This window comes from Ensifer sp. ENS06, assembly GCF_014852205.1.
Lineage (GTDB): Bacteria > Pseudomonadota > Alphaproteobacteria > Rhizobiales > Rhizobiaceae > Ensifer > Ensifer adhaerens.
The window spans coordinates 1,403,932-1,423,671 of the sequence record NZ_JACVBC010000001.1 but is presented as its reverse complement, the minus strand read 5'-3'; the positions used below and the strand labels follow the sequence as shown (position 1 = coordinate 1,423,671).

The window sequence follows — 19,740 nt, the reverse complement described above, 5'->3', positions numbered from 1 at the left end:
GGTCGCGCGGGAGGGGAACCGGTGGATCTATTGTCCTGGCAGCTTGGGCTGCCCTTTACGCTCTTAAGCCTTGCCTTCGGCTATCTCCTTGGCTCGATCCCGTTCGGACTGATCCTGACGCGCATGGCCGGGCTCGGCGACGTGCGCAAGATCGGCTCCGGCAATATCGGCGCGACCAATGTGCTGCGAACCGGCAACAAGAAGCTTGCTGCCGCAACGCTGTTGCTCGATGCCCTGAAAGGCTCCGCCGCAGCGTTCATCGCATCCTACTGGGGCGTCGAGGCGGGAATCGCCGCGGGCTTTGCCGCCTTCATTGGCCATCTCTACCCGGTCTGGCTTGGCTTCAAGGGCGGCAAGGGTGTCGCCACCTATATCGGCGTCCTGCTCGGCCTTGCTCCCCTCATGGTGCTTGCCTTCGCGGTCATCTGGCTCGGCATAGCGAAAATCAGCCGCTACTCCTCATTGTCCGCCCTGGTTGCAACGGCTATCATTCCGGTTCTACTTTACGCGGCAGGCAACGAGAAGGTCGCCCTCCTCTTTACCGCCATGACGGTCATCACCTGGGTGAAGCACCGCGCCAACATTCAGCGGCTGCTCGCCGGCACGGAAAGCAAGATCGGAGACAAGGGATAATGTCTGAGGCCAGCGCAGGACGAAACGGAGTGGCGCTGACCGAACGACAGAAGATATCCTGGCTCCGGCTCATTCGCAGCGACAATGTCGGCCCCATCGCCTTCCGCGACCTGATCAACCATTTCGGCACCGCGGAAAATGCGCTCGACGCCTTGCCTGAACTGTCGCGGCGCGGTGGAACCAGGCAGACCTATCGTGTGGCTTCCGTAAGCGAGGTCGAACGGGAACTCGAAGCTGCCCGACGCCACGGCGCCGTTTTCGTCGGCATCGGCGAAGCGGCTTATCCCTCGGCGCTGCGGCAGATCGACGGTGCTCCCCCTCTGCTCGCGATCAAAGGCGATCTCAGCGCGGCCGCCCGCCCGTCGCTCGGCATTGTCGGCTCGCGCAATGCGTCGGTCAGCGGCGCAAAGTTTGCGGCGATGATTGCGTGCGACGCCGGCCGCGCCGGTTATGTCGTGACCTCAGGTCTTGCGCGCGGCATCGATACGGCCGCCCACCGCGCCAGCCTTGATACCGGCACGATCGCTGCCCTTGCCGGCGGTCTCGACCGTCCCTATCCGCCCGAGAACGTCGGCCTGCTCGAAGAAATCACTGCCGGTCGGGGCCTCGCGATCAGCGAAATGCCTTTCGGCTGGGAGCCACGGGCGCGCGACTTTCCGCGCCGCAACCGGCTGATCGCCGGCATCAGCCTCGGCGTTGCGATCGTCGAGGCCGCGCACCGCTCCGGCTCGCTCATCACCGCGCGCTACGCCGCCGATTTCGGCCGGCTCGTTTTTGCGGTTCCCGGCTCGCCACTCGATCCGCGATGCCATGGCACCAACGATCTCCTGAAACAGGGCGCGATCGTCACGACCGGCCCGGATGACGTGATCGAGGCGCTGGCGCCACTCAGCCAGCTGGAGCTGCCGCTGCCGGGCGTGCGGGAACCGGATGGTCAGGCGCGGGCTGGTGTTCCGGCGAGCGCGAGCGACGGCGACCGCGCCGCGGTCAGCACCGCGCTCGGCCCGACGCCGGTCGAGATCGACGATATCGTCCGCCACACCGGGCTTTCGCCGGCTCAGGTCTATCTGCTTCTGCTGGAACTTGATCTGGCCGGTCGGCTTGATCGCCATGCTGGCGGCCTCGTGTCGCTCGCGACGCCCGAATGATGACAAGCCACAGCCACAGGCGGGCACGCCAGCGGGACCAATCACACGTTTCAGATCGCAGATTCCGCGTGTTTCCGCATGGTTCGCCCACTGGCCTCTCTTCGTTATTTTGGGCGAACCCCCTTGACCCCGTTCGAATCCCTGTCCATTTCGGGGCGTCGATATCAGGCGAAGTACGGCGCAAACGGCGCTGACGCCGAACCAGGACCGGTTGTCTCAGAAAATGACGATGAATGTTGTAGTGGTGGAATCGCCTTCCAAGGCAAAGACGATCAACAAGTACCTGGGCCCCGGCTACAAGGTACTGGCTTCGTTTGGTCACGTGCGCGACCTGCCGGCGAAGGACGGTTCGGTCCGTCCCGACGAAGACTTCGAGATGTCCTGGGAAGTCGACAGCGCCTCGGCGAAACGCATGAAGGACATCGCCGACGCGGTCAAATCCGCTGACGGCCTCATTCTCGCAACCGACCCGGATCGCGAAGGTGAAGCGATTTCCTGGCACGTACTTGACCTTCTGAAGAAGAAGAAGGTGCTCGGCGACAAGCCGGTCAAGCGCGTAGCCTTCAACGCCATCACCAAAAAGGCCGTTCTCGAAGCGATCGCTCATCCGCGCGACATCGACACCTCGCTGGTCGACGCTTACCTGGCGCGCCGCGCACTCGACTATCTCGTCGGTTTCAACCTCTCGCCGGTGCTCTGGCGCAAGCTGCCGGGCGCCCGCTCGGCTGGCCGCGTGCAGTCGGTGACGCTGCGCCTCGTCTGCGATCGTGAAAACGAGATCGAGCGCTTCATCTCCGAGGAGTACTGGAACATCTCGGCGCTCTTGAAGACGCCGCGCGGGGACGAGTTCGAGGCGCGTCTCGTTTCGGCCGATGGCAAGCGTCTTGCGCCGAAGGCTGTCGGCAACGGCGAAGAAGCAAATCGTCTCAAGACCCTGCTCGATGGCGCCGCCTATGTGGTCGATAGCATCGAAGCAAAGCCGGTCAAGCGCAACCCGTCGCCGCCTTTCACCACCTCGACACTGCAGCAGGCCGCCTCCTCCAAGCTCGGCTTCTCCGCTTCGCGCACCATGCAGGTCGCGCAGAAGCTCTATGAAGGCGTCGACATCGGCGGCGAGACGGTCGGTTTGATCACCTATATGCGTACCGACGGCGTGCAGATGGCGCCGGAAGCGATCGAAGCCTCGCGCCTTGCGATCGCCAGCCAGTTCGGCGACCGCTATCTACCGGAAAAGCCGCGCTTCTATTCGACCAAGGCGAAGAATGCCCAGGAAGCGCACGAGGCCATCCGCCCGACCGATTTCAACCGGACGCCGGACCAGGTTCGCCGTTTCCTCGATGGCGACATGCTCAGGCTCTACGACCTCGTCTGGAAGCGCGGCATCGCCAGCCAGATGGCATCGGCCGAGATCGAGCGTACGACCGCGGAAATCACTGCGGACAATGGCGGCCAGAAGGCCGGTCTGCGCGCCACCGGCTCGGTCATCCGCTTCGACGGCTTCATCGCTGCCTATACGGATGCCAAGGAAGACGGCGAACAGACTGATGACGGCGACGAGGATGGCCGCCTGCCGGAGATCAATGCGCGCGAAAACCTCGCCAAGCAGAAGATCAATGCCTCGCAGCATTTCACTGAGCCGCCGCCGCGCTATTCCGAAGCAAGCCTGATCAAGAAGATGGAAGAGCTCGGCATCGGCCGTCCCTCCACCTATGCCGCCACCGTCACGACCCTGCTCGATCGCGACTACATCACCAACGACAAGCGCAAGCTCATCCCCCAGGCCAAGGGACGGCTGGTGACAGCGTTCCTGGAAAGCTTCTTCACACGCTATGTCGGCTACGACTTCACCGCGTCGCTCGAAGAAAAACTCGATCAGGTCTCCGCCGGCGAGGTCAACTGGAAAGACGTGCTTCGCGACTTCTGGAAGGATTTCTTCGCCCAGATCGAGGAAACCAAGGAACTGCGCGTCACGAACGTGCTCGACGCGCTGAACGAGGAACTGGCGCCGCTGGTCTTCCCCAAGCGCGAGGACGGCGGCGATCCGCGCATCTGCCAGGTCTGCGGCACCGGCAAGCTGTCGTTAAAGCTCGGCAAGTACGGCGCCTTCGTCGGTTGCTCGAACTATCCGGAGTGCAACTTCACCCGCCAGCTTTCCTCCGACAGCAACGGCGAGGAGGCGGCGGTCTCGAACGAACCGCAGGCGCTCGGCAAGGATCCGCATACCGGCGAGGAAATCACGCTCAGGAGCGGCCGGTTCGGCCCCTATGTCCAGCGTGGCGACGGCAAGGAAGCCAAGCGCTCGAGCCTGCCGAAGGGCTGGACGCCGTCGACGATCGACCACGAGAAGGCGGTCGCGCTGCTGTCGCTGCCGCGCGATATCGGTGCCCATCCGGAATCCGGTAAGATGATCTCAACCGGGCTTGGCCGCTACGGACCGTTCGTGCTGCACGACGGCACTTATGCCAACCTCGAATCGATCGAAGACGTCTTCTCGATCGGCCTCAATCGCGCCGTCTCGGTTCTCGCCGACAAGCAGTCGAAGGCCGGTGCCGGCCGGGGCCGCACCGCTGCCGCGTCGCTCAAGGAACTCGGTGACCATCCCGACGGTGGCCCGATCACCGTTCGTGACGGCCGTTACGGCCCCTATGTCAACTGGGGCAAGGTCAACGCCACCCTGCCGAAGGGCAAGGATCCGCAGTCGGTGACGGTCGAGGAGGCACTTGTGCTGATCTCGGAGCGTGCTGCCAAGGGCGGAACGGCCAAGGGGAAGGCGACCAAGGCCAAGACGACCAAGGCAGCGGCGAAGTCCGAGGACGGCGCCAAGGCGACCAAGGCTAAGGCCAAGGCGCCCGCCAAGAGCAAAACAAGGACGGCCGCCAAGGCCAAGAAGGACTGATCTTGACCAGAATACCGCGCGACCCGACCGAACAGTCCGGCAAGAGAAGCCAGGGCAAGAAGCCTGCTCGCGCGGCAAAGGCCGGATCGGCCCAGCCAAGCGAGCCGATCATCCACGGCGCGGTCCCGCCGCGTGACGTGCTGATGCGCTTCATCGCTGAAAACCCGGACCGCGCCTCCAAGCGCGAAATCGCCAAGGCTTTCGGCCTGAAGGGCGAGACCCGTGTCGAACTCAAGGCCCTGCTGAAGTCGCTGGAAGTCGACGGCCTGGTCGAAAAGAAGCGCAAGTCGCTGGTGCGTCCGGGCGCCCTGCCCCCGGTGACCGTGCTCGACATCACCATCCGCGATGTCGATGGCGAGCTGATCGGCCGCCCCGCCGAATGGCTCGACGACGACGGCGTCGCACCGGCGGTGCTGATCAAGCAATCCGCCGTCGCCAAGGGTAAGGGCAAGGCTCCGGTGGGCGGTCTCGGCGACCGCGTTCTCGCCAAGATCTTCCCGGCCAAGGAACGGGGCGGCCCGGCCTATACGGCGCGCATTATCAAGGTGCTGGACAAGCGCAAGGATGCCGTGCTCGGCGTCTTCCGCTCGACGCCCGGCGGCGGTGGCCGCCTGATGCCGATCGAAAAGCGCGGCGAGGAAATACTTGTTGATCCGGAGTTCACGGGCAACGCTGAGGACGGCGATCTGGTCGAGGTGCAGCTGTCGCGTCTCGGCCGTTACGGTCTGCCGCGCGCGCAGGTGCAGACCGTCATCGGTTCGGTCGCCTCTGAGAAGGCGATCTCGATGATCGCCATCCATGCCCACGGCATTCCCCACGTTTTCCCGGAACGGGTGATCGAGGAGGCGAACGCCGCAGGCCCCGCCACCATGGCGCACCGCGAGGACTGGCGCACGCTGCCGCTGATCACCATCGATCCGGCCGACGCCAAGGACCATGACGACGCCGTTTATGCGGAGCCGGATCCGTCCGAGGACAATCCCGGCGGCGTCATCGTCACGGTGGCGATTGCCGACGTCTCCTACTACGTGCGTCCGAAGTCCGCTCTGGACCTTGAAGCGCTGAAGCGCGGCAACTCGGTCTACTTTCCCGATCGGGTCGTGCCAATGCTGCCCGAGCGCATCTCCAACGACCTCTGCTCGCTCAAGGAAGGCGTCGATCGCCCGGCGCTTGCCGTGCGCATGCGCTTCTCCAAGGAAGGCCGGAAGGCCGGCCATACCTTCCATCGCATCATGATGAAGAGTGCGGCAAAGCTCTCCTACCAGCAGGCGCAGGCAGCGATCGACGGCAATCCGGACGACAAGACCGGGCCGATCCTCGAGACGATCCTGAAGCCACTCTGGGAAGGCTATCGCATCCTCACGCGCGGCCGCGACCGGCGCCAGCCGCTCGAACTCAACATGCCCGAGCGCAAAATCATCCTGAAACCCGACGGTACGGTCGACCGTGTCTTCGTTCCCGAACGCCTCGACGCGCACAAGCTGATCGAGGAAATGATGATCCAGGCGAACGTTGCCGCCGCCGAGACGCTGGAGCAGAAGCGCCAGGTGCTGATCTACCGCATCCACGACCAGCCCTCGCTTGCCAAGCAGGAGAGCCTGCGTGAATTCCTGGCGACGCTCGACATCTCGCTCGTCAAGGGCGGGAACATGCGCTCGAACCACTTCAACGGCATCCTCGCCAAGGCCGAAGGCAAGCCCTTCGAGACCATGGTCAACGAGATGGTGCTGCGCTCGCAGAGCCAGGCGATCTACAGCCCCGAGAACATCGGGCACTTCGGCCTCAACCTTTTGAAGTACGCGCATTTCACGTCTCCGATCCGGCGCTATGCCGACCTGATCGTGCACCGGGCGCTGGTTGCCTCGCTCGGCCTTGGCGAAGGCGGGCTGACACCGCAGGAAGAGGCCGTACTCGACGACATCGCCGCCGAGATCTCGACTTTCGAGCGCCGTGCCATGGCGGCCGAGCGCGACACGGTCGACCGACTGATCGCGCATCATCTCAACGGTCGCGTCGGGGAGGAATTCGACGGCCGCGTTTCCGGTGTCACCAAGGCGGGACTCTTTGTCACCCTGCCGGCCTATGGCGCCGACGGCTTCGTTCCGATATCAACACTTGGACGCGACTACTTCATCTACGATGAGGCGCATCAGGCGCTTTCCGGCGAGAAGACCGGGCTCGGCTATCGCCTGGGCGATCCGGTACGCGTCAAGCTCGTCGAGGCCGTGCCGCTTGCGGGTGCGCTCCGCTTCGAGATGATCAGCGAAGGACGCAAGATGCCGACGGCAACGCGCTCCTTCCACAAGTCCGGTCGCAGGGATCGCACCGGCGCCCGGAAGAAGCCGGGAACACGGCCGCCGCGCGGCCGGCGATAGGGTCCCGATAGGACAGAGGAATGCACATGAAAGCGGCGTCAGGCGAAACACTTCATCTGGGCGGGTCCAAAAGCGACGAGCGCTCCGTTGGTCTTTCGATGAAGCGCGGCTTTCTCGGCCGCTGTCCAGCGTGCGGCAGCGGCAAGCTGTTTCGCAGCTACCTCAAGTCGGTTGAGACGTGCGCGGCCTGCGGCGAGCGCATGGACCACCACCGCGCCGACGACTTCCCGCCCTATATCGTCGTCACGATCGTCGGCCACCTCGTGCTTGCCGGCTACATGGCGACCGACCTCATCCTTCCGCTCAACAGCTGGCAGCATCTCGCCATCTGGGCACCGATCACCGTCATCAGTTCGCTGGCGCTGCTGCAGCCTGTAAAAGGCGCCGTCATCGGCCTGCAATGGGCGCTGAAGATGCATGGCTTCGGCGGACACGAAGATGCGCCTGAGGACGTGTTGCCCCCGAGAGACGAACGGGCATGAGGCCGGCGCGGGAGACGGGCAACGAACCCAAGCCTCCGCGTCCCGCGACCATGCGGCCCCGGGATGCCGCTTCGATCATGCTGCTCGATCGCGTTGGCGGCCGCGTGCGTGTGCTTATGGGGCGGCGCCACAGTGCGCACGCCTTCATGCCGGATCTCTATGTGTTCCCCGGCGGACGCCGCGATACCGGCGATCATCGAATTGGCTTCGGCTCCGATCTCCATCCCTCCGTCCTGCGAACGCTGAAGGTGGCCGGCGCGCGCGGACTGTCGGATGCCCGGGCGCGCGCGCTCGCGCTTGCCGCCCTGCGTGAACTTTACGAGGAAGCCGGCATCGCCATAGGCGCGCCGCTTCCTTCGGCCGAAGCTCCCGTTCCCTTTCTTCCCGATCTTGCAAAGTTGCGCTATATGGCTCGGGCCATCACCCCTCCAGGCAACACGAGGCGGTTCGATACGCGCTTCTTCGCCGTGTTCGCCGACGAGGCCGAAATCGATCCCACGCGGTTCCTGGACAGTCGGGAGCTTCAGGATTTGCAGTGGATCGATGTGAACGTTACTCCGTCGCTACGGATACCTGACATCACCGCGGTCATCCTCGCGGACCTCAGGAACGGACTGGACGCCGATCCTTCGCTGCCCTGCGAACGACCGGTTCCACTCTATACCTCGCGCCATGGGCGCTTCGTGCGCACATTGCTCTAAGGATCCGCGTCAGATGTCACAGCCATCGCCCGGTACGGCTGCACCGGTTGAGGAAATTCACTGGCGGTCGCTGATCGCGGCCGTTGCTGCCATCAGCGCGGTCGGCATCGCCATCGGCCTCGGCCTGCCGCTGCTATCCATCATCATGGAGAAGCGCGGAATTTCCTCGACCCTCATCGGCTTGAATTCCGCCATGGCGGGCCTGGCATCGATGGTGGCTGCCCCCTTCACGACGAAGTTCGCCCACCGGCATGGCGTAGCGCCAACGATGCTATGGGCCGTGCTGATCGCGGCCACCAGCGCGCTCGGCTTCTATTACATCACCAATTTCTGGCTCTGGTTCCCGCTCCGAATCGTTTTCCACGGAGCGATCACCGTCCTCTTCATTCTTTCCGAGTTCTGGATCAACGCGACGGCCCCGCCGAGCAAGCGCGGTTTCGTGCTGGGGATCTACGGCACATTCCTGTCGCTTGGGTTCCTGACCGGCCCGCTGCTGTTTTCGATCCTCGGCAGCGAAGGCCTCCTGCCCTTCCTCGTCGGCGCCGGCGTCATCCTCCTGGCATCCGTGCCGATTTTCCTCGCACGCGACGAAAGCCCCGTCATCGACGAGAAGCCCGAGCGGCATTTCCTGCGCTACGTCTTCCTCGTGCCCACGGCAACGGCTGCCGTCTTCATATTCGGCGCGGTCGAATCAGGCGGTCTCTCGCTGTTCCTCATCTTCGGGACGCGGTCCGGTTTCAGCGAATCGCAGGCAGCGCTTCTGCTAACGGTCATGGGGGTCGGCAATTTCATCTTCCAGATCCCGGTCGGCATGCTCTCCGACAGGGTCAAAGACCGGCGCACACTGCTCTCTGCGATGACGCTGATCGGTCTTATCGGCGCGCTGTTCCTGCCGCTGTTGGTCGAGAGCTGGTTCCTGATGGCAATTGTGCTGTTGTTCTGGGGCGGCTGTGTCTCCGGCCTCTACACGGTCGGCCTCAGCCACCTGGGCTCACGGCTTCAGGGCGCGGATCTCGCCGCCGCCAACGCGGCCTTCGTGTTTTCCTACGCCGTCGGTACCGTCGCTGGACCGCAGGCGATCGGCGCGGCAATGGACGCCACCGGCAACAACGGTTTTGCCTGGGCGATCGCCGGCTTTTTCGGTCTCTATGTCGCGCTTTCGGTGGTCAGGATCGTTTTGAAACCAAAACGGTCTTGACTTTTCGGCCGCGATTTGTAGTTTCGCGCCAACCTTGCCCGTGGCCCGCAACCGGTTGTCCACGGCTTTCATTGTTACAAAGGCAGGACGACCATGGCAAAAGCCACCACCATCAAGATCAAGCTGCTTTCGACAGCCGACACGGGTTTCTTCTACGTCACGACCAAGAACAGCCGTACGATGACGGAAAAGATGACGAAGACCAAGTACGACCCGGTCGTCAAGAAGCACGTCGAATTCAAGGAAACCAAGATCAAGTAAGATCGCCGGTTTTCGGGAATTGAAGGGCGCCGACCGCAAGGTCAGGCGCCCTTTCCTTTTTAGGCCAATGCCTTGAGCATCTAGCGTAGGCGCTGAGTGAAACGGGTTCCACGCCAGGGGGAGGAAACGGCTCGCCCGCCCCTGCTATACCCCCAGAATCAAAACGCCGCCCCGAAGGCGGGACGGCGTGTCGGAAAGGGGGTCGGCTGGCCTCTGACTGCGGCACGAGGATTCCGCGGACGCCAAAAGCCAACCGACCGACCCCACGACCCAGGAGATGCGGCGGACCTGAGCATCATGGGGTAACGAATATCGCAGAAGGCTGGATGCCCCCTCTTTCATGAGCATCACCTGAAAATAAAAAAAAATCAACGAATTCTTAATGCGCGGAGCGGTGCCGCTCGGCGCATGGTTAATTCTGTATCAGACCTGGACAGGCACACTGCATGATCTCTGCTGCCACCCAAACTCCCCGGTAGCAACAGGTGACGCGAGAATACAACTTTGAATGCAGGCCGCAAGAGGCGGGCAAAGAAATTCCCTGGGGTGCTTTGAGGCCAGAAACGCAGGAGGCGCGGCTCAGGCGGCGGCTGCCACCACCCGATTTCGGCCTTCGTGCTTGGCCTGATAGAGCGCCGTATCGGCGCGCTTCAGCAGCGCTTCGGCCGTGTCGCTGCCGGGCCTGAGCGTGGCAATCCCCATGGACGCGGTGACCTTCAGGGGGCCGTCCGCCTGCGGGATCGCAAATGGCAGGCTTTCGATGATCGTGCGCAGACGCTCGGCGACACCGGCCGCCATTTCGGCTGACGTATCCGGCATCACCAAGATGAACTCTTCACCGCCGAACCGGCAGGCAAGGTCGGCACCCCGCACCGTCGTGCGGATGCGATTGGCGAATTCCCGCAAGACTTCGTCGCCAACGTCATGGCCGTAGGTGTCGTTAACCTGCTTGAAGCGGTCGATATCGGTCATGCAGATGGACAGCGGCCGACCGCGCGCAGCAGCCCGATCCATCAGCAGTTTCAGGTGCGTGTCGAAATAGCGCCGGTTATGCAGCCCGGTGAGGCCGTCGGTGACGGCAAGCTCGATGGTTTGCTGCACGCTCGACCGCAGCCTGTCATTGCAGTGCTTGCGCCGGATCTGGGTCATCGACCGGGCAATCAGTTCATTGGGATCGACCGGCCGCATCAGATAGTCCGTCACGCCCAGATCGAGCGCGCGGACGACCAACTCATCGCTGCCCTGCTCGGCGATCAGCAGGATAGGGATGAAACGGGTGCGCTCCAGCGAGCGCAACTGCGAGCAGAGCCGCAGCGGATCGTAGTCGTCGAAATTCGCATTGACGATAACGAGGTCGAAATTGTTCTCCGCCGCCTCGAACAATGCCGCCTGCGGATCGGAGATGACCGAGACCTCGGCAATCGGCTTGAGGGCGCGCTGCAGCCGCTCCTGCGACGAGCCGCGGCCATCGACGAGCAGGACGTTGCCGGGCTCGTCAGGCCGGTCCGCCCGGCCAACATCTTCAAGCCCGATCGTCTGCGCCGTCTGGGCCCGCAGGCGCAGCTCATCGCTGACGTTCTTCAGCCGCACCAGGCTCTTCACCCGCGACATCAGCTGCAGATCGTTGACGGGCTTCGTCAGGAAATCGTCGGCGCCGGCCTTCAGACCTCGCACGCGATCAGAAGGCTGGTCAAGCGCGGTGACCATGACAACCGGGATATGTGCCGTCTTCGGGTTCGCCTTCAGCCGTTCGCAGACTTCGAAACCATCGAGACCGGGCATCATGATATCGAGCAGCACCAGGTCGATGGGCGTCTTTTCGCAGAGCGCCAGGGCGGCATAACCGTCACTGGCCGTCAGCACGTCGAAGTACTCGGCAAGCAACCGGGCTTCGAGCAGCTTCACATTGGCCGGAACGTCATCGACAACAAGAATACGCGCAGTCATATCAATTTTCCCGCCGCTCAGGCATCGCCCAGGTAGGTTTTGATCGTCTCAATGAACTTCGGTACGGAGATCGGCTTGGAGACATAGGCTTCGCACCCGCCCTGGCGGATCCGCTCCTCATCGCCCTTCATCGCAAAGGCGGTCACGGCGATGACCGGGATGACGTGTAGCTCATCGTCTTCCTTCAACCACTTCGTCACTTCCAGACCGGAAACCTCCGGCAGCTGAATGTCCATGAGAATGAGATCGGGCCGATGCTTGCGCGCGAGCTCGAGCGCCTCCATGCCGTTGCGAGTCTGGATCGTCGCATAGCCGGAGGCCTCAATCAGGTCGCGGAAGAGCTTCATGTTCAGCTCGTTGTCCTCAACAATCATCACCTGTTTGGGCATGTCGATCCCTTGCTGTCCATCGTCACCTTGCAAGTCTCCTCAGGACAATTAACGTGCGGAGCCGACGACTCGACCCATTTCCTCAACGTCAGAGATAGGCCTATTTGGTTGAAAAATAGGTAACTCCGCACGTAAAAACCATACGGGGACAAACCATTGAAGAGCGCCGACGAAATCGCCATCGACATTCTCTCCTGGCTTGCCGGCGAGCCTGAGCTTCTGTCCCGCTTTCTGGCGCTGACCGGCACGGACCCAACGGCGTTGCGCAACGCGATTGCCGAACCCGGCTTCATGGGCGGGCTCGTCGCCTTTCTGATGGACCATGAGCCGACCCTGATGGCATTCTGCACGGCGACCGGTACGGCGCCTGAAGACGTCGTGCGCGCCCATATGGCACTTTCCGGCCACGCAGGCTTCGAGGATTGAGGGTGGCAAACGCGCCGACAGCTCACAGCATAACGCTTGGAAACCGCCCGCTGATCGTCAGCGACATCGACGATGTCGTGCTTGAATTCATCAATCCGTTCAAAGCGTTCCTTGGGAGCTGCGGCCATGTCCTCCTGCCCCGATCGTTTCGCCTGACCGGCAACATCATCACCCACGCGGACGAGCAGCCGGTGACGGAGCCAGAGGTCAAGATCCTGCTCGACACCTTCTACGGCTCGCAGGATCGTTGGCAAACGCCCGCCGCCAAGGTCGTCGAGACCCTGGCCGCATTGTCGGAGGAAGCCGATATCGTCTTTCTGACTGCGATGCCGCCGCAGCACGCCGCGGTTCGTCGCGCTCTTCTTGACCGGCTCGGCCTGCCCTATCCGCTGCTTGCGTCCGAAGAGCCGAAGGGGCCGATCGTCCAAAAACTTCACGGCAGCCGCACCGTCCCCCTCGTCTTCATCGACGACATGCTTCGCAACCTGCGATCGGTGAAAGATCACGCGCCGACCTGCCTGCCGATAAACCTCATGGCGGACTCGGAGTTCAAGGCGCTCGCGCCGAAGCTCGACGCCGACATCCGCGCCGTCGCAGACTGGCCGGAGGCAGCCGGAGCCATTCGCGCGCACTTCCGCGGCTAGCCCGGATCGGCTGCCCGTCGGCGCAAATTCAGCCGCGCCGGCGCTGCGCAAGACGCGCCGGGTGATCCTTTTCAACGGCGACAATTGCATTGTGATTTCCAATCTCGCCTCCTTGAGACTCGCTAGAGTAGAGCTTAAGGTCGCAATGTTCAATATTTGTTCCCGATATGCCCGACAGCGCTGCTCACTCTCCAGGCTTCTGCCGCGACTGCCTCAAGGAACAGGCGGCGTCGGTGCGACGCTGTCTTGCCTGCGGCAGCCCGCGCATTCTGCGGCATGCGGAGCTCTATGACCTGACGCTGGCGCACATCGACTGCGACGCCTTCTATGCCTCGATCGAGAAGCGCGACAACCCGGAGCTTGCCGACAAGCCGGTGATCATCGGCGGCGGCAAGCGCGGTGTGGTCTCCACCGCCTGCTACGTCGCCCGCATTCACGGCGTGCGCTCGGCCATGCCGATGTTCAAGGCGCTGGAAGCCTGCCCCCAGGCCATCGTCATCAAGCCCAATATGGAGAAATACGCCCGCGTCAGCCGCGAGGTGCGCACGCTGATGCAGGAACTGACCCCGCTGGTGCAGCCGCTGTCGATCGACGAGGCCTTCCTCGAACTCAGCGGCACGGAGCGGCTGCATCACGATCCACCGGCACGCACGCTTGCGCGGCTCGCCCGCCGGATCGAGCAGGAAGTCGGCATCACCGTCTCGGTCGGCCTCTCCTATTGCAAGTTTCTCGCCAAGGTGGCGTCCGACCTGCAAAAGCCGCGCGGCTTTTCCGTCATCGGCCAAGCCGAGGCGCTGGAGTTCCTGCGCGAGAAGCCGGTGACCCTGATCTGGGGCGTCGGCAAGGCCTTTGCCGCCACGCTGGAGCGTGACGGCGTGCGCACGATCGGGCAATTGCAGACCATGGAGGAAGGCGACCTGATGCGGCGCTATGGCACCATGGGGCAGCGGCTCTTTCGCCTATCGCGCGGGCTCGACGAGAGAGCGGTCGAAATCGACGGCGAAGCCAAGAGCGTTTCCGCAGAGACGACGTTCAACGACGATATCGCGCGCTATGACGACCTGGTCACGCATCTGCGGCGCCTCAGCGAGCAAGTGGCCCACCGGCTGCGAAAGTCGGAACTCGCCGGCCAGACGGTGGTTCTCAAGCTCAAAACCGCCGACTTCAAGATCCGCACCCGCAATCGGCGCCTGGATAGCCCTACCCGCCTTGCCGACCGCATTTTCCGCATCGGCCTGCAGCTTCTCGAAAAAGAGGCGGACGGAACGAAGTATCGGCTGATCGGCATCGGCGTCAGCGATCTCTCCGCCCCGGATCTCGCCGATCCGCCCGATCTCGTCGATCCCGCGGCCACCAGGCGCGCTGCGGCCGAGGACGCGATCAACAAGCTGCGCGACAAATTCGGCAAGGCGAGCGTCGAAACCGGCTACACTTTCGGCACCAGAAAACGCGATCCGTGAGACCGCAAGCGTGCTTGCCCGAGCAGGCACGCTTCGCAAAGCGATCACGCAACCTTGATCGACAGCCCACACAGCAGGATGAATTCCTTAAAGATTGAAGGCTAGGCTTGTTCGCCAAGTCACGTGTTGGGTTGAGTGTATGGTATCGCGTTTCGCTCTCACCGCCAGCGTCGTCGCACTGCTTTTGTCGCCGGCTACCGGCTTTGCAGGCAGTCGCGGGCCGCTGCAGATCATCGTCTCGAAAGATCAGCAATCGCTCGTCGTCTATGACGGCGACGCTGTCATTGCGACATCACCGGTCTCGACCGGCAAGGCGGGCCACACGACGCCATCGGGCATCTTTTCGATCCTGGAAAAGCGGCGTCATCACAAGTCGAACATCTATTCGAACGCGCCGATGCCGTTCATGCAGCGGCTCACCTGGTCGGGCATTGCTCTGCATGGCTCCAACCATGTGCCGGACTATCCGGCGTCCCATGGCTGCGTGCGGTTGCCGAGTGAATTTGCTGCCTCGCTCTACAAGTTGACCGAGCGCGGCGTGCACGTGCTGATCTCCGACCGGCAGATAACGCCCTTGGAGGTCAAGAGCGCCCTACTCTTCCGCCCGGCCCCGATCGATCTCCAGCCGCCGCTTTCCGACGTGCCGCTCAGACCGGCGATCAGCCAGGCCGGCGATGCGCCGGTGGAAGTGGCGATGCGGGAGCCGCCCGGCGGCGCCAATTCGATGCGATCCACCGAGGAGCCGATCCGTATCCTGATCACCCGCAGCGATACCCGCGACACCATGCGCGAGGTTCAGACGTCCCTGGATTTCCTCGGCTACGCGCCGGGCGCGATCGACGGCCATGCCGGGCCGGCGACGATTGCGGCCCTGCGTGCCTTCCAGGCAAGCGAAGGCATCGACGGCGACGGCAAGCTGACACCGGACCTGACCGACAGGCTCCTGCGCAAGGCCGGACGTACGCCGCCGCAAAACGGCAAGATCCTCGTGCGGCAAGGGTTCGAGCCGCTCTTTGAAGCCGGGCTTACGATCGACAAGCCGGAAGAGGCGCTCGGAACGCATTTCCTCCAGTTCCGGCACAATGAAGAAGAAGGTGCCGAAGGCAAATGGTTCGGCGTCTCGCTCGAGAACCACCTGCCCGCCTCGACGAAGAAGCGACTCGGCATCTCCACGGAGGCCGATCCCTTCGCCTATAACGGCATCCAACGCACGCTGGCGCGCGTGACGATCTCCGACGATGTGCGCAAGCGCGTGGAAGCGTTGCTCGCCGAGGGCTCATCGCTCTCGATTGCCGATGTGGAAAGCGGGTTGGAGACCGGTCAGGGCACCGACTTCATCACCGTTACCCGGACACGTCCCGGCGACTGATCTGCGAGACCGGCAGACAAGCACCCGGCGAGCGTCCCGCCGCGGGTCGATAGGTTCCAAGCCGGCTCAATCGCCGCTCCACCGCAATTCAGTGGAGCCCCGCCTCGGATTACACCAGTTCGACGTCGATGACGCCCGGCGCCGAGCGCAATGCTGCAGCGATCTCCGGCGAAATCCGGAACTTCTCGTTCAGTTCAACCTCGATCTCGCGCTGGCCATTGTCCTTAATGACGACGAAGGAGACGAGCCCGTCGCCCTTCGTGTTGAGGTGCGAGGCGATCGACTTCAGCGGTCCGGAATCGCGCACATAGACGCGCAGCGCCTTCTGCAGTTGCAGCGATTCTTCTTCGAGCGACCGCAGCGTCTGGATGCGCAGGCCGATGCCTTCCGGCCGCTCTTCCGCCGCCACGGTCATGACCAGCGACTTGCCGGGCTCCAGCAGGTCTCGATACTGGTGCAGCATCTCGGAGAACAGTACCGCCTCGAACTGGCCGGAGGAATCCGAGAAGGCGATGATGCCCATCTTGTTGCCGGTGCGCGTCTTGCGCTCCTGCTTCGAGGTTACGGTTCCGGCGAGCCTTCCGGCCGTCGCCCCCTTCTTCACAGCGCCTGCGAAATCGCCGAAGGTCTGCACGCGCATCTTGGCGAGCAGCGCATTGTAGGTGTCGAGCGGATGGGCAGACAGATAGAAGCCCAGAACCTGGAACTCACGGTGCAGCTTTTCCGAGGCAAGCCACGGCGTGTAGGTCGGAAGCGCAATGCGCTCCGGCCCGGTGGCCGCCCCTGCACCGAACATGTCGCTCTGCCCGCTCGTCTTGTTTTCCTGAGCCCGCTGGGCAAACCCGAGAATACGATCGAGCCCGCCGACCAGCTCCGCTCGGTCGTAGCCGAAGCAATCGAAGGCGCCGGCGGCAATCAGGCTTTCAAAGACACGACGGTTGAGCAGCTTGGGGTCGATCCGGAGGCAGAAGTCTTCGAGGCTTGCGAAGGCCTTGTCGCCTCGAACCTCAACGATGTGCTCGACGGCTGATTCGCCGACGCCCTTGATCGCCGCAAGCGAGTAATAGATGCGGCTTTCGCCCGTCTGGAAGTGCCGGAACGAGGTCTGTACCGACGGGGCGATCACCTCGATGCCCAGGCGCTTGGCATCCTGGCGGAAGTCGTTGACCTTTTCGGTGTTGGACATGTCGAGCGTCATCGACGCCGCCAGGAACTCCACTGGATAATGCGCCTTCATGTAGGCGGTCTGATAGGACACGATGGCGTAGGCTGCCGCGTGCGACTTGTTGAAGCCGTAGTTGGCGAACTTGGCGAGCAGGTCGAAAATGAGGTCGGCCTGCGGCTTCGACACCTCATTCTTGACGGCGCCATCGACGAAACGGGCGCGCTGCTTGTCCATCTCCTCCTTGATCTTCTTGCCCATGGCGCGGCGCAGAAGATCGGCCTCGCCGAGCGAGTAGCCAGAGAGCACCTGGGCGATCTGCATCACCTGCTCCTGGTAAACGATAACGCCCTGCGTTTCCTTGAGCAGGTGGTCGATCTTCGGATGGATCGACTCGACCTCTTCCTCGCCATGCTTACGGGCGTTATAGACCGGGATGTTCTCCATCGGGCCCGGGCGATAGAGCGCCACGAGTGCGATGATGTCCTCGATGCAGTCGGGCCGCATGCCGATCAGCGCCTTGCGCATGCCGGCACTTTCCACCTGGAACACGCCGACCGTTTCGCCGCGCGACAGCATCTCGTAGGTCTTCAGATCATCGAGTGGGATGCTCGCGAGATCGACCTCGATGCCGCGCTGCTTGACGAAATCGACCGCGACCTTCAACACCGTCAGCGTCTTCAGGCCGAGGAAGTCGAACTTGACGAGACCGGCCTGCTCGACCCACTTCATGTTGAACTGGGTGACCGGCATGTCGGAGCGCGGATCGCGATACATCGGCACCAGCTGCGACAGCGGCCGGTCGCCGATCACGATACCGGCGGCGTGGGTCGAGGCGTGGCGGTAAAGGCCTTCGATCTTCTGGGCGATATCGAGAAGGCGGGCGACCACCGGCTCCTTCTCGGCCTCTTCCTGCAGGCGCGGCTCCTCCTCGATCGCCTTGGAAAGCGGCGTCGGGTTGGCGGGGTTGTTGGGCACCAGCTTGCAGATCTTGTCGACCTGACCATAGGGCATTTCGAGCACGCGACCGACGTCGCGCAAGGCGGCACGGGCCTGCAGCGAACCGAAGGTGATGATCTGCGCCACCTGTTCGCGACCGTACTTGCGCTGCACGTAGCGGATCACCTCTTCGCGCCGGTCCTGGCAGAAGTCGATGTCGAAGTCGGGCATCGAGACGCGCTCGGGATTGAGGAAGCGTTCGAACAGCAGCGAGAAGCGCATCGGATCGACGTCGGTGATCGTCAGCGCATAGGCGACGAGCGAGCCGGCGCCCGAGCCGCGGCCCGGCCCGACGGGGATGTCGTGCTGCTTGGCCCATTTGATGAAGTCGGCAACGATCAGGAAGTAGCCGGGGAACTTCATGCGCTCGATGACGCTCAATTCGAAGGCCAGGCGCTCGCGGTATTCCTCTTGGGTGTAGCCGGGCGCCATACCGAGTCTCGCGAGACGGTCTTCGAGGCCCTCCTCCGCCTGGCGACGCAGTTCGTCCGACTCGGCGCGCTCGGCCTCCTCCGGATCCGCCGTCGCGCCGGTAAAGCGCGGCAGGATCGGCCCACGGGTCTTCAGCATGAAGGAGCAGCGCCGGGCGATCTCGAGCGTGTTTTCCAGTGCCTCGGGCAGATCGGCAAACAGCGCCGCCATTTCTTTGCGGCTCTTCAGATAGTGGTCCGGTGTCAGGCGGAACCGGCTGTCGTCCGACACCATGGCGTTGTGCGCTACCGCCATCAGGGCGTCATGCGCCTCATAGTCGGAGGGCGACGGGAAGAAGGCTTCGTTGGTGGCGACAAGCGGAATGTCGAACTTGTAGGCAAGCTCGATCATCCGGCTCTCGTGCCGCCGGTCGTGGCCACCGTGGCGCTGCAGCTCGATATAGAGCCGATCGCCAAAGAGATCATGCAAGGCTTCGAGACGCGCTTCGGCGAGCGCCGTGGAGCCCGCCTTCATGGCGATATCCACCGGGCCACCGGACGCGCCGGTCAGCGCAATCAAGCCCTCGGTGCCGCATTCGCCAAGCCAGGAGCGCGTAATGCGCGTCGCCTGGCTGCCCTCGCCGCTGAGATAGGCACGGCTGACGAGATCGACGAGGCGCGTATAGCCGTCATCGGTGGCGGCGATGAGCACGATCGATGGCAGCTTGGCGAGCTGATGCCCATGGCCGCGCCGATCCCCCTCGGTCTCGTCCTCCATGTCGATCGACAGCTGGCAGCCGGTGATCGGCTGCAGCCCGTCACCGGCTGCCTTCTGCGAGAATTCGAGGGCTGCGAAGAGATTGTTGGTGTCGGCGATCCCGATCGCCGGCTGGTTATCGGCGACCGCCTTGCCGATGACCTTCTTCAGCGGCAGAGCGCCTTCGAGCAAGGAGAAGGCAGAGTGGACGCGCAGATGCACGAACTGCGGATCCGTGCCGAGCGCCTCACTCGATGCTGCCTTGCTGTCGTCTGCCATTGTCGCACCCTGATTCCTGTCCAGTCGGAAGGATATCCCGTTTATCGCCCGTCATGTCCAGATTCCCCTGACATGTCGTCCCCCTTATTCAACGGGGATGAGACGCTTTGCGGAGGTGCTTGAGAGAAGATGTTGACGCCCGCCTTCAGAGGCCGAGCGCAATGAAAGAGATGCTTGCGATGAACAGGCTCATCGACGCGAAGG

15 protein-coding genes are annotated in these 19,740 nt (G+C 63.2%); 12 read left to right on the top strand and 3 right to left on the bottom strand.

The window, feature by feature from the left end; genetic code table 11:
- Positions 1 to 21 precede the first annotated feature (21 nt).
- The 8 genes from plsY (at position 22) to rpmG (ending at position 9,694) form a co-directional block, all read left to right on the top strand.
- Positions 22 to 633 (top strand): glycerol-3-phosphate 1-O-acyltransferase PlsY, encoded by a 612-nt coding sequence (plsY, locus tag IB279_RS07000; protein WP_113188312.1) that lies wholly within the window; start codon positions 22 to 24, stop codon positions 631 to 633.
- On the top strand, positions 633 to 1,781 hold the full coding sequence (gene dprA / locus IB279_RS06995) for a DNA-processing protein DprA (RefSeq protein WP_113188311.1): 1,149 nt from the start codon (positions 633 to 635) through the stop codon (positions 1,779 to 1,781). Before plsY ends, dprA begins: the two co-directional genes overlap by 1 nt.
- Positions 1,782 to 2,010: 229 nt before the next feature.
- Positions 2,011 to 4,677, top strand: coding sequence for a type I DNA topoisomerase (topA, locus tag IB279_RS06990; protein ID WP_113188327.1), 2,667 nt, complete (start codon positions 2,011 to 2,013; stop codon positions 4,675 to 4,677).
- Between the two features lie 2 nt (positions 4,678 to 4,679).
- Positions 4,680 to 7,052 carry a ribonuclease R gene (gene rnr, locus IB279_RS06985; RefSeq protein WP_060583547.1) on the top strand — a complete coding sequence of 791 codons (2,373 nt, stop codon included), beginning with the start codon at positions 4,680 to 4,682 and terminating at the stop codon, positions 7,050 to 7,052.
- A gap of 26 nt (positions 7,053 to 7,078) precedes the next feature.
- Positions 7,079 to 7,534: a DUF983 domain-containing protein gene (locus tag IB279_RS06980; RefSeq protein ID WP_034795645.1), complete on the top strand. Its 456-nt coding sequence runs from the start codon at positions 7,079 to 7,081 to the stop codon at positions 7,532 to 7,534.
- On the top strand, positions 7,531 to 8,235 hold the full coding sequence (locus IB279_RS06975; RefSeq protein ID WP_060583546.1) for an NUDIX hydrolase: 705 nt from the start codon (positions 7,531 to 7,533) through the stop codon (positions 8,233 to 8,235). Before IB279_RS06980 ends, IB279_RS06975 begins: the two co-directional genes overlap by 4 nt.
- A gap of 13 nt (positions 8,236 to 8,248) precedes the next feature.
- Positions 8,249 to 9,433 (top strand): MFS transporter, encoded by a 1,185-nt coding sequence (locus IB279_RS06970; RefSeq protein ID WP_034795359.1) that lies wholly within the window; start codon positions 8,249 to 8,251, stop codon positions 9,431 to 9,433.
- A 93-nt stretch (positions 9,434 to 9,526) separates the two neighbouring features.
- The gene (rpmG, locus tag IB279_RS06965) at positions 9,527 to 9,694 is read left to right on the top strand and encodes a 50S ribosomal protein L33 (RefSeq protein WP_034795357.1); all 168 of its coding nucleotides are present in this window, start codon (positions 9,527 to 9,529) and stop codon (positions 9,692 to 9,694) included.
- Between the two features lie 579 nt (positions 9,695 to 10,273).
- Here the strand turns inward: rpmG and IB279_RS06960 are convergent.
- Both IB279_RS06960 and IB279_RS06955 read right to left on the bottom strand, forming a co-directional pair.
- On the bottom strand, positions 10,274 to 11,641 hold the full coding sequence (locus IB279_RS06960; RefSeq protein WP_089045729.1) for a PleD family two-component system response regulator: 1,368 nt from the start codon (positions 11,639 to 11,641) through the stop codon (positions 10,274 to 10,276).
- Between the two features lie 17 nt (positions 11,642 to 11,658).
- Positions 11,659 to 12,030, bottom strand: coding sequence for a response regulator (locus tag IB279_RS06955; RefSeq protein ID WP_003537642.1), 372 nt, complete (start codon positions 12,028 to 12,030; stop codon positions 11,659 to 11,661).
- A 156-nt stretch (positions 12,031 to 12,186) separates the two neighbouring features.
- On the opposite strand from IB279_RS06955, the gene IB279_RS06950 reads away from it, so the two are divergent.
- The 4 genes from IB279_RS06950 to IB279_RS06935 all read left to right on the top strand — a co-directional run bounded on the left by IB279_RS06950 (position 12,187) and on the right by IB279_RS06935 (position 15,929).
- Positions 12,187 to 12,456, top strand: a complete 270-nt coding sequence (locus IB279_RS06950; protein ID WP_034795349.1) for a DUF3572 domain-containing protein — start codon at positions 12,187 to 12,189, stop codon at positions 12,454 to 12,456.
- A gap of 2 nt (positions 12,457 to 12,458) precedes the next feature.
- The gene (locus IB279_RS06945; protein ID WP_112771297.1) at positions 12,459 to 13,100 is read left to right on the top strand and encodes a hypothetical protein; all 642 of its coding nucleotides are present in this window, start codon (positions 12,459 to 12,461) and stop codon (positions 13,098 to 13,100) included.
- 167 nt (positions 13,101 to 13,267) lie between these two features.
- Entirely contained in the window at positions 13,268 to 14,560 is a 1,293-nt protein-coding gene (locus tag IB279_RS06940) for a DNA polymerase IV (protein ID WP_034795342.1), read from the top strand.
- Positions 14,561 to 14,699: 139 nt separating this feature from the next.
- Complete coding sequence (locus IB279_RS06935; RefSeq protein WP_113188310.1) at positions 14,700 to 15,929, top strand: L,D-transpeptidase family protein; 1,230 nt, start codon at positions 14,700 to 14,702, stop codon at positions 15,927 to 15,929.
- A gap of 109 nt (positions 15,930 to 16,038) precedes the next feature.
- Here the strand turns inward: IB279_RS06935 and dnaE are convergent, their stop codons facing one another.
- On the bottom strand, positions 16,039 to 19,536 hold the full coding sequence (dnaE, locus tag IB279_RS06930) for a DNA polymerase III subunit alpha (RefSeq protein WP_113188309.1): 3,498 nt from the start codon (positions 19,534 to 19,536) through the stop codon (positions 16,039 to 16,041).
- Between the last annotated feature and the right edge of the window lie 204 nt (positions 19,537 to 19,740).